Origin of the sequence: Pseudomonas sp. 313 (assembly GCF_000316965.1) — a bacterium.
GTDB classification, from domain to species: domain Bacteria; phylum Pseudomonadota; class Gammaproteobacteria; order Pseudomonadales; family Pseudomonadaceae; genus Chryseomonas; species Chryseomonas benzopyrenica.
This window is the reverse complement of the sequence record NZ_ANBZ01000025.1, coordinates 1-13,526: the sequence shown is the minus strand read 5'-3', so window position 1 is coordinate 13,526 and position 13,526 is coordinate 1. Positions and strand designations below refer to the sequence as shown.

16 protein-coding genes and 1 riboswitch are annotated in these 13,526 nt (G+C 67.8%); of the genes, 5 read left to right on the top strand and 11 right to left on the bottom strand.

The genetic code is table 11. The features are described 5' to 3' along the window. A partial coding sequence (locus tag C722_RS0105345) for a pyridoxal-phosphate dependent enzyme (RefSeq protein WP_017639519.1) occupies positions 1–622 on the bottom strand: 622 nt, incomplete at its 3' end. A gap of 264 nt (positions 623–886) precedes the next feature. Here C722_RS0105345 and C722_RS0105340 point away from each other — a divergent pair. The 3 genes from C722_RS0105340 (at position 887) to dxs (ending at position 4,086) form a co-directional block, all read left to right on the top strand. Next, positions 887–1,129, top strand: a complete 243-nt coding sequence (locus tag C722_RS0105340; protein WP_017639518.1) for an exodeoxyribonuclease VII small subunit — start codon at positions 887–889, stop codon at positions 1,127–1,129. Continuing rightward, entirely contained in the window at positions 1,126–2,004 is an 879-nt protein-coding gene (locus C722_RS0105335; RefSeq protein ID WP_017639517.1) for a polyprenyl synthetase family protein, read from the top strand. The genes C722_RS0105340 and C722_RS0105335 overlap by 4 nt, the downstream gene beginning before the upstream one ends. A gap of 150 nt (positions 2,005–2,154) precedes the next feature. Continuing rightward, a complete protein-coding gene (gene dxs, locus C722_RS0105330) occupies positions 2,155–4,086 on the top strand; it encodes a 1-deoxy-D-xylulose-5-phosphate synthase (protein ID WP_017639516.1) in 1,932 nt (643 codons plus the stop codon). Positions 4,087–4,119: 33 nt separating this feature from the next. Here the strand turns inward: dxs and ribA are convergent, their stop codons facing one another. The 10 genes from ribA to nrdR form a co-directional block, all read right to left on the bottom strand. Next, entirely contained in the window at positions 4,120–4,743 is a 624-nt protein-coding gene (gene ribA, locus C722_RS0105325) for a GTP cyclohydrolase II (RefSeq protein WP_017639515.1), read from the bottom strand. 238 nt (positions 4,744–4,981) lie between these two features. Further along, positions 4,982–5,614: a TIGR02281 family clan AA aspartic protease gene (locus tag C722_RS0105320; RefSeq protein ID WP_017639514.1), complete on the bottom strand. Its 633-nt coding sequence runs from the start codon at positions 5,612–5,614 to the stop codon at positions 4,982–4,984. Positions 5,615–5,641: 27 nt separating this feature from the next. Then, positions 5,642–6,151 (bottom strand): phosphatidylglycerophosphatase A, encoded by a 510-nt coding sequence (locus C722_RS0105315; RefSeq protein ID WP_017639513.1) that lies wholly within the window; start codon positions 6,149–6,151, stop codon positions 5,642–5,644. 23 nt (positions 6,152–6,174) lie between these two features. Next, complete coding sequence (thiL, locus tag C722_RS0105310) at positions 6,175–7,131, bottom strand: thiamine-phosphate kinase (protein WP_017639512.1); 957 nt, start codon at positions 7,129–7,131, stop codon at positions 6,175–6,177. Between the two features lie 14 nt (positions 7,132–7,145). After that, the gene (gene nusB, locus C722_RS0105305; protein ID WP_026083666.1) at positions 7,146–7,625 is read right to left on the bottom strand and encodes a transcription antitermination factor NusB; all 480 of its coding nucleotides are present in this window, start codon (positions 7,623–7,625) and stop codon (positions 7,146–7,148) included. Positions 7,626–7,633: 8 nt separating this feature from the next. After that, positions 7,634–8,110, bottom strand: coding sequence for a 6,7-dimethyl-8-ribityllumazine synthase (gene ribE, locus C722_RS0105300; protein WP_007161209.1), 477 nt, complete (start codon positions 8,108–8,110; stop codon positions 7,634–7,636). Positions 8,111–8,219: 109 nt separating this feature from the next. Continuing rightward, on the bottom strand, positions 8,220–9,308 hold the full coding sequence (ribBA, locus tag C722_RS0105295) for a bifunctional 3,4-dihydroxy-2-butanone-4-phosphate synthase/GTP cyclohydrolase II (RefSeq protein WP_017639510.1): 1,089 nt from the start codon (positions 9,306–9,308) through the stop codon (positions 8,220–8,222). 10 nt (positions 9,309–9,318) lie between these two features. Further along, positions 9,319–9,981, bottom strand: coding sequence for a riboflavin synthase (locus tag C722_RS0105290; protein ID WP_017639509.1), 663 nt, complete (start codon positions 9,979–9,981; stop codon positions 9,319–9,321). Between the two features lie 142 nt (positions 9,982–10,123). Next, positions 10,124–10,282: riboswitch (FMN riboswitch) on the bottom strand. A gap of 56 nt (positions 10,283–10,338) precedes the next feature. Beyond that, complete coding sequence (ribD, locus tag C722_RS0105285; RefSeq protein ID WP_017639508.1) at positions 10,339–11,463, bottom strand: bifunctional diaminohydroxyphosphoribosylaminopyrimidine deaminase/5-amino-6-(5-phosphoribosylamino)uracil reductase RibD; 1,125 nt, start codon at positions 11,461–11,463, stop codon at positions 10,339–10,341. Next, positions 11,460–11,930: a transcriptional regulator NrdR gene (gene nrdR, locus C722_RS0105280; RefSeq protein WP_007161213.1), complete on the bottom strand. Its 471-nt coding sequence runs from the start codon at positions 11,928–11,930 to the stop codon at positions 11,460–11,462. The genes ribD and nrdR overlap by 4 nt, the downstream gene beginning before the upstream one ends. A gap of 181 nt (positions 11,931–12,111) precedes the next feature. On the opposite strand from nrdR, the gene C722_RS0105275 reads away from it, so the two are divergent. Together C722_RS0105275 and C722_RS0105270 are read left to right on the top strand one after the other, a co-directional pair. Further along, positions 12,112–12,576 (top strand): YbaY family lipoprotein, encoded by a 465-nt coding sequence (locus C722_RS0105275; protein ID WP_017639507.1) that lies wholly within the window; start codon positions 12,112–12,114, stop codon positions 12,574–12,576. Beyond that, positions 12,573–13,220: a methyltransferase gene (locus C722_RS0105270; protein WP_017639506.1), complete on the top strand. Its 648-nt coding sequence runs from the start codon at positions 12,573–12,575 to the stop codon at positions 13,218–13,220. Before C722_RS0105275 ends, C722_RS0105270 begins: the two co-directional genes overlap by 4 nt. The last annotated feature ends 306 nt before the right edge of the window (positions 13,221–13,526 follow it).

The window sequence follows — 13,526 nt, the reverse complement described above, 5'->3', positions numbered from 1 at the left end:
CCTTGATCTCGGGGCGCAGGTATTCCACATAGGCGGCGATGCCGGCGATCAGACCGCCGCCACCGACCGGGACGAAGATGGCATCGAGCCGCCCCGGATGCTGGCGCAGGATCTCCATAGCCACGGTGCCCTGGCCGGCGATGACGTCCGGATCGTCATAGGGCGGCACGAAGGTGTAGCCCTGCTCCTCGACCAGGCGCAAGGCCTCGGCCAGGGCCTCGGGAAAGGCGTCGCCGTGCAGCACCACCTCGCCACCGCGCGATTGCACGCCGATGACCTTGAGCTCCGGGGTGGTGCGCGGCATGACGATGATCGCCCGCACGCCCAGTTCGCGCGCCGCCAGGGACAGGCCCTGGGCATGGTTGCCGGCGCTGGCGGTGATCACCCCGCGGGCCTTCTCACTGGCCGAGAGGCTGGCCAACTTGGTGTAGGCGCCGCGGATCTTGAAGGAAAACACCGGCTGCAGGTCTTCGCGCTTGAGCAGCACCTGGCAGCCCAGTCGTTCGGACAGCGCCCGCGCCGGCTGCAGGGGCGTTTCGATCGCCACGTCGTAGACGGGGGCTTCGAGGATCTTGCGGGCATAGCGCTGCAAGAGATCGGTGGCGGGTTCCTGGGCGGTCATGGCGGGCTCCTGGGGGTGTTTCGTCGGGGCCCAGGAGTCAGAAAGTACAAACCCGCCTCTTGGGCGGGTCTGGTTGCGCAGCTAACGCTGTCCCGCCATCAGGTAATGGCGGTAATAATGCTGGGGCGTTGAGGGCTGCGCGTTTTCATGACCGCTACCCTAGGGCCTGGCCGGGCACGGCGTCAAGCGGCGCCGATGGCTGTGGCACAATGGCTGACCTGTTGCCCACTTCCCGCGACCCGATCGCCTCTGCCGAGAATCCCGATGGCCCGCAAGAAAGCTCCCGACTTCGAACAATCCCTGGCCGAATTGCAGACCCTGGTAGAACGCCTGGAAAGTGGCGAGCTGTCCCTGGAGGACTCCCTCGGCGCCTTCGAACAGGGCATCCGCCTGACCCGCGAATGCCAGGGTGCCCTGGCCCAGGCCGAGCAGAAGGTGCAGATCCTGCTGGAAAAGGATGGCGAACTCAGCGCCGCCCCCTTCGCCCCGGCCGGGGACGACGCATGATCGAGGCCTACCAGCAACGCTGCCAGACCCGCGTCGACACCGCTCTCGCCCCGCTCTTCAGCGCGCCCCGCGCCGAACTCGCCCGGCTCTATGCCGCCATGGCCTACAGCGTCATGGGTGGCGGCAAGCGGGTACGGCCGCTGCTGGTCTATGCCGCCTGCGAAGCCCTGGGTGGCGATCCAGCGCGCGCCGACCAGGCCGCCTGCGCGGTGGAGCTGATCCACGCCTATTCCCTGGTCCACGACGACCTGCCGGCCATGGACGACGACGACCTGCGCCGCGGCCGACCCACCACCCACAAGGCCTATGACGAGGCCTGCGCCATCCTCGCCGGCGACGGCCTGCAGACCCTGGCCTTCGAGACCCTGCTGGCGGCGCCCCAGGAGGCCGCGGTGCGGCTGGAGATGGTCGCGGTACTGGCCCGCGCCAGCGGTCCGGCGGGCATGGTCGGCGGCCAGGCCATCGATCTGGAATCGGTCGGCCGGCGCATCGATCAGCCGGCGCTGGAGACCATGCACCTGCACAAGACCGGCGCCCTGATCGCCGCCAGCGTGCAGCTCGGCGCCCTGGCCAGCGAAGCCGCCGGTGCCGCCGAGCGCGACGCCCTGGCCCGCTATGCCGAGGCCATCGGCCTGGCCTTCCAGGTCTGGGACGACGTGCTCGACATCGAGAGCGATACCCAGACCCTGGGCAAACGCCAGGGTGCCGACCTCGCCCGCGACAAACCGACCTACCCGGCGCTGCTCGGGCTGGACGCGGCCAAGGCCTATGCCCTGGAACTGCGCGACACCGCCCTGGCGGCCATCGAGCCCCTGGGTGAGCCGGCTGAACCCCTACGTGCCCTGGCCCGCTATATCGTGGAACGACGTAGCTAGACGCGCTTCAGCGGAAAAACTCGTGACCCGGGCCGCATTTGCCCCCGGGTCCGTTGTCACAGGGGCATAACAAGACGCCCTGCCCGCTGTTGGGATGCCACGCGGGCATCGGGTAAACTGCCTAATTCTCTGCGCAAAGTGATCAGCCAGATGCCCAAGACGTTTCACGAGATTCCCCGCCAGCGTCCCGCGACGCCCCTGCTCGACCGCATCGACTCGCCGGTGCAACTGCGCCAGCTCGGTGACGCCGAGTTGGACGCCGTCGCCGACGAACTGCGCGCCTTTCTCCTGTGGACCGTGGGCCAGACCGGCGGTCACTTCGGCGCCGGCCTGGGTGTCATCGAACTGACCGTGGCCCTGCACTACGTCTTCAACACCCCGGAAGACCGGCTGGTGTGGGACGTCGGCCACCAGGCCTATCCGCACAAGATCCTCACCGGCCGCCGCGAAGGCATGGCCAGCCTGCGCCAGAAGGACGGCCTGGCCGCCTTCCCACGGCGCAGCGAGAGCGAGTACGACACCTTTGGCGTCGGTCACTCCAGCACCTCCATCGGCGCCGCCCTGGGCATGGCCATCGCCGCCCAGCTGCAGGGGCTCGAGCGCAAGTCGGTCGCCGTGATCGGCGACGGCGCCCTGACCGCGGGCATGGCCTTCGAGGCGCTCAACCACGCCTCGGACACCGGCGCCAACATGCTGGTAGTACTCAACGACAACGACATGTCCATCTCGCGCAACGTCGGTGGCCTGTCCAACTACCTGGCGCGGCTGCTCTCCAGCCGTACCTACCAGCACCTGCGCGAAAACGGCAAGAAGGCCCTCTCCAAGCTGCCCGGTGCCTGGGAAATCGCCCGCCGTACCGAAGAGGCCGCCAAGGGCATGCTGGTGCCCGGCACCCTGTTCGAGGAGCTGGGCTGGAACTACATCGGCCCCATCGACGGCCATGACCTGCCGACCCTGGTCACCACCCTGCGCAACCTGCGCGATGCCAAGGGTCCGCAATTCCTCCATGTGATCACTCGCAAGGGCAAGGGCCTGTCCATCGCCGAGGCCGATCCCATCAGCTACCACGCCATCACCAAGCTGGAGCCGCTGGACGCCAAGCCCAAGCGCCCGGGTGCGCCCAAGTACTCCAACATCTTTGGGGACTGGCTGTGCGACATGGCCGCCGTCGATGCCAAACTGGTGGGCATCACCCCGGCGATGAAGGAAGGCTCCGACCTGATCCGCTTCGCCGAACGCTATCCCGAACGCTACTTCGACGTGGCCATCGCCGAGCAGCACGCGGTGACCCTGGCCGCCGGCCTGGCCTGCGACGGCATGAAGCCGGTGGTGGCCATCTACTCCACCTTCCTGCAACGCGGCTACGACCAGCTGATCCACGACGTGGCGGTGCAGAATCTGGATGTGCTCTTCGCCATCGACCGCGCTGGCCTGGTGGGCGAAGACGGCCCGACTCACGCGGGCAGTTTCGACCTCTCCTACCTGCGTTGCATCCCTGGCATGGTGATCATGGCGCCCAGCGACGAAAACGAGCTGCGCCGCCTGCTCACCACCGGCTATCGCCACCAGGGCCCGGCCGCGGTGCGCTACCCGCGCGGCAGCGGCCCCAACGCCGCCCTGGATCCGGGCCTGGAGCCCCTGCCTATCGGTAAAGGCGTGGTGCGTCGTCAGACCAGCCTGAAGAGCGGCCCCAAGGTCGGCTTCCTGGTGTTTGGCGTGCAACTGGCCGAAGCCCTGCAGGTCGCCGAGCGCCTGGACGCCAGCGTGGCCGACATGAGATTCGTCAAGCCGCTGGACGAGGCCCTGATCCGCCAGTTCGCCGCCGACCACGACCTGCTGGTCACGGTCGAGGAAAACAGCGTCATGGGCGGGGCCGGCAGTGCGGTCAACGAATTCCTGCAGGCCAATGCCCTGGTCCAGCCCGTGCTCAACCTGGGCCTGCCGGACAGCTACATCGAACACGCCAAGCCGGCCGACATGCTGGCCGAGTGCGGCCTCGATGAAGCCGGCATCGAGCGTGCGGTACGGGCGCGCCTGGCGCTGGCGGATCTGACCCCGGCCGGTCTGCGCAAGGAAGCCTGAGCGCAACCAGCCACTGGCCAGTAAAAAGGCGCCCTAGGGCGCCTTTTCCATGTCTTCGTTCTGATGCAGATTACCGAGCATGTGGCCGAGCTTGCCGGCTTTGGTCAGCAGGTAGCGGCGGTTGTGCGGATTGAGCCCTTCCTGCAAAGGCACCCGCTCAGCGACCGGGATGCCCAGGACCTCGAGCGCCTTCACCTTGCGCGGATTGTTGGTCATCAGCCGCAGCGCAGTGACGCCCAGGTGTTCGAGCATCGGCTTGCACAGGGCATAGGTGCGCTGGTCGGCGCCAAAGCCCAGGCGCTCGTTGGCTTCGACGGTATCGGCCCCGGCATCCTGCAGCTCATAGGCGCGGATCTTATTGAGCAGGCCGATGCCGCGCCCTTCCTGGCGCAGATAGAGCAGCACGCCACGCCCGGCCTCGGCGATGGCGCGCAGCGCCGCTTCCAGCTGGAAACCGCAGTCGCATCTCAGGCTGAACAGCGCATCGCCGGTCAGGCATTCGGAATGCAGTCGGCCCAGCACCGGCTCGCCATCGGCCACGTCACCGAAGGTCAGGGCGACGTGCTCCTTGCCATCGGTCTCGTCGAGGAAACCGTGCATGGTGAACAGGCCGAAGGGGGTGGGCAGTTGGGAGGCGGCGACAAAGACGACGGACACCTGCGGGCTCCTGGCGGGGAAAGACGTACATTGTAACCTTTTCCCCGGGCCCGGCGTCATCGCCAGGGGTTATGACGTCGACACGTAACGATCTATCAGAGCCTGTTCAAAATCTCGCGAGCTAGAGCCAAACAGGGCGAAAAGGGCTGAGGAAGCGGAGTTTACGAGTGGTAAATGAGCATTCCGAAGCCATTTTCAACGCGGTTTGGCCAACGCGCAGCAGATTTTGAACAGGCTCTCAGCGCGCCTGGACGTAGAAGATGCCCTGGGCCTCGCGCCAGCCCACGCGATTGAGGAAACTCATGCCCAGCAGCCCCTGGCTTGGGTAGTTGCCCTCCAGCACCATGGCCTCCACCCCGACCACCTCGACATCACCCAGGCGCACCTGCTTGAGCGTGGTGCGCCAGGCGCGGGCATGACCGCTGGCGGTTTCCACCCAGCCCGGGGTGCCGTCGCGATAGCTGATGCCCAGCTGATCGGCCTGGGCGCCACTCAGGGCGACGCTGGTGGCGCCGGTGTCCACCATCAGCGACACCGGGCGGCCGTTGACGTTGGCGGTGACCTGATAGTGGCCGTTGTTGCTGCGCGGCACGCTGAATTCGCGGCGTTGCGGAGCGCTGTAGCCGTCGCTGTATTCGCGATCGAGGGCGAAGGCCTGGGTCCGGCCGTCGATGCGCAGCAGCGCCTGCTGGGCATCCGCACTGACCAGCTCGACGTCGTCCAGGCGCTGGCCGACTTTCAGCAATTTGCGCTGGCCATTGACGTTGACCACAGCCGCGCCATTGAACAACCCCACGACCCTGACCTGGGGTTGCGCCCAGGCGAGCGAACCGACGGCCAACAACAGGCCGTACGCGCCCAGTCTTTTCACTGCCCTGCTCCTTGGGCCTGCGTCTCGTCAGCCGACGAGATGACCCCAACCGATGTGTAATCCCTGGACCACCAGCCAGGCGAGAACGCCGGCCAGTACATCGTCGACCATGATGCCGACGCCGCCGCGGACATTGACATCCAGCCAGCGGATTGGCCAGGGCTTGCAGATGTCTAGTACGCGGAAGGCGACGAAACCCACCAGCAGCCAGATCAACCCCGGGGGCGCCAGCCAGAAGGTGATCCAGATGCCGACCATCTCGTCCCAGACGATGCCCTCATGGTCGTGCACCCCCAGTTCCCGGGCAACCTTGCCGCACAGCCAGCAACCGAACACGGTCAGCAGCACCAGCAGCAGCGGATAGCTCCAACCACTGAGCAGCTGCCAGAGCGGCACGAAGGGCAAGGCGATCAGCGACCCCCAGGTGCCGGGCGCCTTGGGCAGGGTGCCGGAACCCAGGCCGAAGGCCAGGAAGTGCCAGGGATCGCGCCAGACCGACAGGGGGACCGGCTGGGCGGGGGCTTGGTGTTCGCTCACGAAAGGGACTCCGCTCGAAGACGCTAGAAGTGTTGGAAACCGGTCTGCGCCAGGGTCATGGGCTGACCGTCGGCAGCGAGGACAGCAACGCCGCTGCCCGCCTCGACCCGCCCGATCACCTGCGCCTGGGGCCAGGCGACGGTCAGCGCCGAGGCTTGCTCCGGTGGCAGGGTGAAGACCAGTAGATAGTCGTCGCCGGCGCCCAGCGCCAGGCGCAGCACCTCATCGGCGGGGAAGAGTTCGGCCAGGGCCGGACTCACCGGCAGCCGCGCCGTCTCCACCACCAGGCGTACCCCGGAGGCGGCGGCGATGTGGCCGCAATCGGCCACCAGGCCGTCGGAGACGTCCTGGGCCGCCGTCGCCCTGCCCCGCAGCCAGAGGCCGAGGTCGAATTGCGGTTGGGGTGCCCAGTAGCGCGCCAGCAGGTGCCGACAGGCGTCGCCCTCCGGCGCGCGCTGCCCGAGGACGAAGGGCAAGGCCCCGCCGGCCTCGCCGGGGGCGCCGCCCAGGCACAGCAGATCACCCGGCCGGGCACCGCTGCGCAGCAGGGCCTGACCGGCAGGCACCCGGCCAAAGACCGTGAGGGTCAGGGACAGCGGCCCGCGGGTGGTATCGCCTCCGACCAGGCGCAGCTCGCACTGTTCGGCCATCTGCGCGAGGCCTGCCGCCAGGCCTTCCAGCCAGGCGGGCTCGACGGACGGCAGGGTCAACGCTAGGGTAAAACCCAGGGGCGCGGCGCCCATGGCGGCCAGGTCGCTGGCGCTCACCGCCAGGGCGCGCTGGCCGAGGCCGAAGGCATCCGGACAGGGATCAGGGAAGTGCACCCCGGCGGTCAAGGTGTCGGTGGACACCGCCAGCTGTTCACCCGATGCGAGTGCCAACAGCGCGCAGTCGTCACCGATCCCCAGGGCCACGCCGGGTCCGCCGCGGGCGCAGGGCGCCGCGGCGAAATAGCGACGGATGAGTTCGAATTCACCCATGCCAGCGTGGGCGATCAGCGCTTGCCGCGCAACTCGGCGCTGCGCAGCTTGGGCGCCAGCTTGTCGAGCACGCCGTTGACGAACTTGTGGCCGTCGGTGGCGCCAAAGATCTTGGCCAGCTCGATGCCCTCGTTGATCACCACGCGATAGGGCACGTCGATGCGCTTGAGCAGCTCGTAGCAGGACAGCCGCAGCACGGCCAGTTCCACCGGGTCCACCTCGTTCATGGGGCGGTCCAGACAGGGCAGGATCAAGCCGTCGATCTCACCCTTGTTGGCCGGGACGCCATGCAGGACTTCATGGAAGTAGGCGCCGTCGACCTTGGCGAAATCGTTGTCGACGCGAAACTGCGCCTCGATCTCGTTGATCGCCTGGCCCGCCATGTGCCACTGGTACAGGGCCTGGACCGACAGGCTGCGCGCTTCGCGACGGGCAGCCAATTTGCCAGTGGGGGCCTTCTTGCCTGCGGGCTTGCCGGCCGCGGGCGGAGTCAGATCGCCGCTCACTTGGCCTCCAGCTGCGCCAGCAGGCTGACCATTTCCAGAGCGGACAGGGCCGCTTCGGCACCCTTGTTGCCGGCCTTGGTGCCGGAGCGCTCGATGGCCTGCTCGATGGAGTCGACGGTGAGGACGCCAAAGGACACCGGTACGCCGAATTCCATGGAGACCTGGGCCAGACCCTTGGTGCACTCGCCGGCCACGTACTCGAAGTGGGGGGTGCCGCCACGGATCACCGCGCCGAGGGCGATGATGGCGTCGAATTCGTCGCGCTGGGCGATCTTCTGCACCGCCAGCGGGATCTCGAAGGCGCCGGGGACGCGGATGATGGTCAGGTCGTCCGGCTTGATGCCGTGACGCACCAGGGCGTCGATGGCGCCCTGCAGCAGGCTTTCGACGACGAAGCTGTTGAAACGACCGACCACCAGGGCGAAGCGGCCTTGGGGAGCGATGAAGGTGCCTTCAAAGGTCTTGATGTTCATGTGCGGGTCCAGTTGTCAAAGAGCCGGACGGCCGGCAGTGCCAGGCCGTCCGTGGAAATCCAGGTGAAGCGCGCCATGCCACCCGGGCGGGGCGCGCCAGGCGGAAGGGTCATTCTTCAGGAGGCAGATAGTCTACTACTTCCAGGTCGAAGCCGGATATGGCATTGAACTTCATCGGCGAGCTGAGCAGGCGCATCTGACGAATGCCCAGGTCACGCAGGATCTGCGAACCGGCGCCGACGGTGCTGTAGGTGGACAGCGCCTTGGGTACCGGCAGCGGCTCGCGCAGATGCGCCAGCAGGTCGTCGCCCTCGATCGAGTGACCGAGCAGCAGCACCACGCCGGCGCCTTCACGGGCGACCCGCTCCATGGCGCTGCGCAGGCTCCAGCGCCCCGGCTGGTGCACCTGCAGCAGGTCGCGCAGCGGATCCATGTTGTGCACCCGCACCAGCGGCAGCTCCTGGCCGGCCAGGTCGCCACGGATCAGCGCCAGGTGGACGTCGCCCTCCACCTCGTCGCGGTAGGTCACCAGCTTGAACGGCCCGAGTTCGGTCTCCAGCTGCTGCTCGTCGATGCGCTTGACGGTGTGCTCGTGGAGCAGGCGGTAGTGGATCAGATCGGCAATGGTGCCGACCTTGAGGCCATGCTGCTCGGCGAAGGCTTCGAGTTCGTCGCGACGGGCCATGGTGCCGTCGTCGTTCATCACCTCGCAGATCACCCCGCTCTCGGCGAAACCGGCCATGCGCGCCAGGTCGCAGGCGGCTTCGGTATGGCCGGCACGGGCCAGCACGCCGCCGGGCTGGGCCATCAGCGGGAACATGTGGCCGGGGCTGACCACGTCGCCGGGCTTGGCGTCCTTGGCGATGGCGGCCTGCACGGTGCGGGCGCGGTCGGCGGCGGAGATGCCGGTGCTGATGCCCTCGGCAGCCTCGATGGAGACGGTGAACTTGGTGCCGAAGCCGGAGGCGTTGCGGCTGGCCATCATCGGCAGGTTGAGACGTTCGCAGAGACCCTTGCTCATGGGCATGCAGATCAGGCCCCGCGCGTGGCGGGCCATGAAGTTGATGTGTTCGGCGGTGACGCATTCGGAGGCGATGATGATGTCGCCTTCGTTCTCGCGGTCCTCGTCGTCCATGAGGATGACCATCTTGCCCGCGCGGATGTCCTGGATGATGTCTTCGATGCTGGAAAGTGCCACGGTGTCGTCCTTAGCGCTGCAGATAGCCGTGTTCGGCGAGAAAGGTTTCGGTGACGCCGCCCTTGCTGGACTCGGCGGCCTTGTCGCCCAGTAGCAGGCGCTCCAGGTAGCGGGCCAGCAGGTCCACCTCCAGATTCACCCGGCGCCCGGGGCGGTAGTCGGCCATGATGGTCTCGCCGAGGGTGTGGGGGACGATGGTCAGCTCGAATTCGGCGCCGTCCACCGCGTTCACCGTGAGGCTGACGCCGTCCACGGTGATTGAGCCCTTGAGGGCGATGTAGCGGGCCAGTTCGGCCGGGGCACACAGGCGAAACTGCACGGCGCGGGCGTTATCGGCGCGGGAGACCACTTCGCCGAGGCCGTCCACGTGGCCGCTGACCAGGTGGCCGCCGAGGCGACTGGTGGGCATCAGCGCCTTTTCCAGGTTGACCCGGCTGCCGGGCTTGAGGCCGCCCAGGCTGGTCAGGCTGAGGGTCTCGCGACTGACGTCGGCCCAGAAGCCGTCGCCGGGCAGGTCCACGGCGGTAAGGCAGACCCCGTTGACGGCGATGCTGTCGCCGAGCTTGACGTCGGCAAGGTCGAGCTTGCCGGTGGCGACATAGAGGCGCACGTCTCCGCCCTTGGGCGTGAGGGCGCGGATCTCGCCGAGGGCTTCGATGATTCCGGTAAACATCAGCTCAGGCCTCCGAGAGGTAGAGCCAGAAAGACAGTGCAGCTAGACATCGACGAACTCCTGTTTCGGTGAAAAAACAGGGCGTACGGACAGAAGGGAAATCAGACGGACGAGGGGCTCGCACCCCTGCCAGGCGAGGCTATCCCGTTCTCTCTCATCCGGACTATGACCGTCGGCCCCGGGATCCAACCGGGTCTGCTGACCTCCCCCGCCGCAGAGGACCGGGAAGCGCTCGCGGGCTCGTCCCGATTGATCGGGCGTTACCGCCGGTGGGGAATTGCACCCCGCCCTGAGAACTCGCTACCCACAGGCAGCGCAGGTTTTGTAACACAGTTCGCCGCCAGGGGGCCAGGGGCGTCAGGTGTCGCGCCGGGGTCGGGCGATCAGGTGCAGGTCCGCGCCCACCGGCGTGGCGCTGATGATCTCCAGCTGCGGCGCCTGGGCCAGGTGCTGCAGCGGCCAGTCCAGCAGCGGTCGGGCGCTGGAACCCAGGAACTTGGGTGCCAGGAACAGGTGATATTCGTCGACCAGCCCGGCCTGGGCGAAGGCACCGGCCAGGCGCGGTCCGGCCTCCACCAGGACGTCATTGACCTGCTCGCCGCCCAGTCGGGTCAGCAAGGCGGCCAGATCGACCTGGCCCTGGGCGCCGGACAGCGCCAGGTAGTCATGACCGGCCGCCGCATAGGCGGGTGCCTCGTCCGCCATACCGGCGACCCGTGCCGCGCCGGCCTGGAAAAAGGGTGCCTCCAGCGGCACCCGGCCACGGCCGTCCACCAGCAGCCGCTGCGGCGTGCGCAGGGTGGCCAGTTCCAGTTCGTCTCCGCTCAGGCCCAGTTCGCTCGGGCGCACGGTCAGGCGCGCGCCATCGGCCAGCACGGTGTCGGCGCCGGTGATCACCACCCCCGCCTCGGCACGCAGTCGCTGGACGCTTTGGCGCGCCGCCGGCCCGGTGATCCACTGGCTTTCGCCATTGGCCATGGCGGTGCGGCCATCCAGACTCAGGGCCAACTTGACCCGTACGAAGGGCCGCCCGGTGAGCATGCGCTGGATGAAGCCGGCGTTGAGCGCTCGCGCTTCGGCTTCCAGCACTCCGGCGCGGGCGGCGATGCCAGCGGCGGCGAGCCGCTCCAGGCCACGGCCAGCCACCAGCGGATTGGGATCGGTCATGGCCGCCACCACTTCGGCCACGCCAGCCGCGACCAGGGCATCGGCGCAGGGCGGGGTGCGGCCATGGTGGCTGCAGGGCTCCAGCGTCACATAGGCAGTGGCGCCGCGGGCGGCCTCCCCTGCCTGGCGCAGCGCATGCACCTCGGCATGGGGGCCGCCGGCCTGGCGGTGCCAGCCCTCGCCCACCACCTGGCCGTCACGGACGATCACGCAGCCCACCCGCGGATTGGGCGCCGTGCTGTAGCGGCCGAGCGCCGCCAGCGCCAGGGCGCGGGCCATCCAGAATTCGTCGTTCATCCCGTTGGCGGCGCTCATACCGGCTGCTTGCCCGGATCCTGGGCCAGCCGCTCGATTTCGTCGCGGAATTCGGCCAGGTCCTGGAATTGCCGATAGACCGAGGCGAAGCGGATATAGGCCACCTGGTCCAGCTTGCGCAACTCGTCCATCACCAGTTCGCCCACCACCCGGGAACGGATCTCCCGCTCGCCGGTGGCGCGCAGCCGGTGCTTGATCAAGGCGATGGCCTCTTCCAGGCGCTCGACGCTGACCGGTCGCTTCTCCAGGGCGCGCTGCATGCCGGCGCGCAACTTGTCCTCGTCGAAGGGCTGGCGGGTGCCGTCCTGCTTGATCAGCCGCGGCAGCACCAGTTCGGCGGTTTCGAAGGTGGTGAAGCGTTCCTGGCAGGCCAGACATTCACGCCGCCTGCGCACCTGCTCGCCGGCCGCAACCAGCCGGGAATCCGTGACCTTGGTGTCGTGGGCGCCGCAGAAGGGACAATGCATGGAGGAGTCGACCGCCGGAAGGGAAAGCCTTCATGGTACCCGATCGCCCCCTGCCGGGAACCTCCGGGTACCGGACGAATCGACAGCCAGGAGCCGCCGGGCTATAAGAGCGCCCTGTGTTCGACGACCCCTTTCCAGCCTCCCGTGCCGCCCTCGCCGGTGGCGACCTCCGGATCCTGCCATGACCCCACGCGTCCTCCTGCCCCTGCTGTTCACCGGTCTGCTCGTGGCGTGCTCCAGCCCACCCGAAACCACGCCGCCGCAGCCCACCACCCCGGCCGACGAGCCGGTTCCGGTGGCGGGCGCTCCCACCCCGGCCAATCTGCGCGAGATCTCCGGGGTGCTGCGCAATGCCCAGGGCCTGGTCCCGGCCGGCGCCCAGGTCGAGATCGCCCTGCTGGCGGTCAACGCCAAGGGCCTGCCCCAGCGCCTGCTGGCCAGCGAGACGGTGACCGGCAAGGGCGCGCCCCTGGCCTTCCGCCTGCCCTTCAATCCCGAGATCTTTCCCACCCGCCCGGATCTCAAGGTGGAATTCCACGCCCGCCTGATCCAGGCCGGGCAACTGGCCAGCTACCTGCCACCGGTCGGTGTGGGCGGGCCGACCACGCAGAATCTCGGTGAACTGGTGCTGAACCAGACCCCGTGACGCCCCCTGCCGATCTCGCCGTCGCCCTGACGGCCCTGCTGGGCGACGCCCGCCTCACCTTGCAGGCATTGCCAAATAGCGACCTATCGCTATGGCTGATCGATCCGGCCAACATGACGCGCGCCTTTTCCCCGGCGGAAACCCAGCGCCTGCTGGAGGCACCGCCCTACTGGGCCTTCTGCTGGGCCAGCGGTCTGGCCCTGGCGCGCTGGATCGTCGCCCATCCCGAGCACGTCGCCGGGCGCCAGGTGTTGGATTTCGGCAGCGGCTCGGGCATCGCCGGACTCGCCGCCGCCCGGGCCGGCGCGGCACGAGTGGTCTGCTGCGATCTCGACCCGCTGGCATTGAAAGCCTGCCGTGCCAATGCCCAGGCCAACGCCGTGCAGATCGAGACGCTGGACGATCTGCACGCCAGCACCGAGCGCTTCGATCTCATCCTGGCCGCCGATGTGCTCTACGACCGTGCCAACCTGCCGCTACTAGCGCTCCTGCAGACGCGTGCAGAACGGATCCTGCTGGCCGACTCGCGGGTGCGCGACCTGGCCCACCCCGGCTTCACCCGCATCACCGAACTCCAGGCCTGCACCCTGCCGGATCTGGCCGAGCCGGAGGAATTCCGCCGCGTGGCGCTCTACCAGGGCTGAGCCGAGCCTCCTTGTTTCCAAGCCCGGCGCCCCCACCTATAGTGCATCTTTCGGTGCGACACGAATGCTCGTGTTGTGCTTGGTCGACTAGCTTAGTCTTGGCGCCGAAACCCTTGTTCTACAGGGGTTTGAAGCCTAAATAAAGCACGAGAGCCGGCTCTGCCGCGCCTGATTCGACCCACTTGTGGGGACAATGCGATCCCTGCTTGCCAGGGTAAGTACGTCTCAAATTTGGCCACTTTTGGCTATAAATTGATCAATCAGACGTAACAGAGAGCAGTTTCCGCCAAGGAAATTGTATCTAAA